Origin of the sequence: Streptomyces sp. AcH 505, assembly GCF_000818175.1 — a bacterium.
Lineage (GTDB): Bacteria > Actinomycetota > Actinomycetes > Streptomycetales > Streptomycetaceae > Streptomyces.
This window is the reverse complement of record NZ_JTIY01000001.1, coordinates 1,389,911-1,391,322: the sequence shown is the minus strand read 5'-3', so window position 1 is coordinate 1,391,322 and position 1,412 is coordinate 1,389,911. Positions and strand designations below refer to the sequence as shown.

2 protein-coding genes are annotated in these 1,412 nt (G+C 74.5%); one reads left to right on the top strand and one right to left on the bottom strand.

The features are described from left to right. Positions 1 to 726: helix-turn-helix domain-containing protein (locus HY68_RS44815; RefSeq protein WP_041985427.1), on the bottom strand; the 726-nt coding region annotated here is incomplete at its 3' end. A 140-nt stretch (positions 727 to 866) separates the two neighbouring features. Here HY68_RS44815 and HY68_RS43535 point away from each other — a divergent pair. Continuing rightward, positions 867 to 1,412: DUF6350 family protein (locus HY68_RS43535; RefSeq protein ID WP_241778744.1), on the top strand; the 546-nt coding region annotated here is incomplete at its 3' end.

Genomic DNA, 1,412 nt, shown 5'->3' with positions numbered 1-1,412 from the left:
CCGCAACAGCGCCTCACGCAGCGGCCGTCCCTCCCGCTCGGCCGCCGCTGCCGCCGGGTCGGGGCGCCGGTGGGAGAGCCGCAGCCGGTGCCACGGCGACAGCGCGTACTCGTAGGCGGCGGCCCGCACCCAGCCCGCCGGATCGCGGTCGACGGCGACCTCGGGCCAGCGGTGCCAGGCGAGATGGAACGCGCGCTCGACGGACTCCTGGGAGAGCGCGCGCCGGCCGGTCAGCAGATACGTCTGGCGGACGAGAGCGGGCGCCGCGTACGCGTACAGCGCGTCGAACGCCTGCTCAGCCGTCTCGGCCTTGGCGTACGGCGGGGCCTTGACGATGCTGACCTTCACCGCGGGCGGCTCGATCACCGCCACCGCGACCGCCGTATGCGCGGACGTGTCAGGTGGGGACGTGTCGGGCGCGGGAGCGGCGGGCGCGAGCGCCGTTGCGGCGCGTTGGAGCGCGGCGGCGCGCACCTCGGCGGCCTCGCGCTCCTCCTTCTCCCGCAGCTCGACGGCGTAGCCGGCCAGCAGGCGCGCGTAGGCGTCCCGTTTACGGCCCCGGGGAGCGGCCCTGCCGGTCTCCCAGCCCCGTAGGGTCGACTGCGTGACACCCAAGGCAGCCGCGACCTGCTTGGCCGTCAGGGACTTCGCCTCGCGCAGCCGGCGCCGTTCCTTGGGGACGGGCAGCGGGGGCGCGGGGGCGCTGTCCTTGGTGCTCTGCGTCATGACGAACTCCCCGCAGCACTGTACTGGGCGAAAAAGTACATAAGCGTATATTGAGCGACACGGCGACCATTCGCCCGTTACGCGAATAAAGCGCGTGTCGTTGGCAGCATGGCGGCGTGACCCAGGTGACTGATCGCGGTATGCCGCTGTCCTCGGCCTCGGCCGCCGAGCGTGGCCGGGCCGCCGCGCTGACCGCGTCCTTCCTGCGCGGAACCATCGCGGCGGGGCTCGGACTCGGCGCCATCGCCGTCCTCGTGATGGCGCTGTGGATCAGCTCGCCGTACCCGGACAGCGGCGCGGGCGGAGCCATGCACGTCGCGGCTGCGCTCTGGCTGCTCGCGCACGGCGTCGAGCTGATGCGCCCCGACACCCTCTCGGGGGCGCCGGCGCCGCTCGGGGTCGTCCCGCTGCTGCTGGTGCTGCTGCCCGCCTGGCTCGCCTACCGGGCCGCGCGTGACACGACGGAACCCGACGAGGGACGGCCCCAGCTCACCGTGCTCGGCGCCGTGACCACGGTGGCCGGCGGGTATCTGCTGGTCAGCGCCGCAGTCGTGCTCTACGCGACGGGCGGCCCGCTCACCGCCTCCCCGCTGCGCGCGGCCCTCACGCTGCCGCTCGTCGTCGTACCGGCGACTTTCGCGGGGGCCTGGTCGGGTACCGGCCGCTCGGCGGGACCGCTGCCGCTC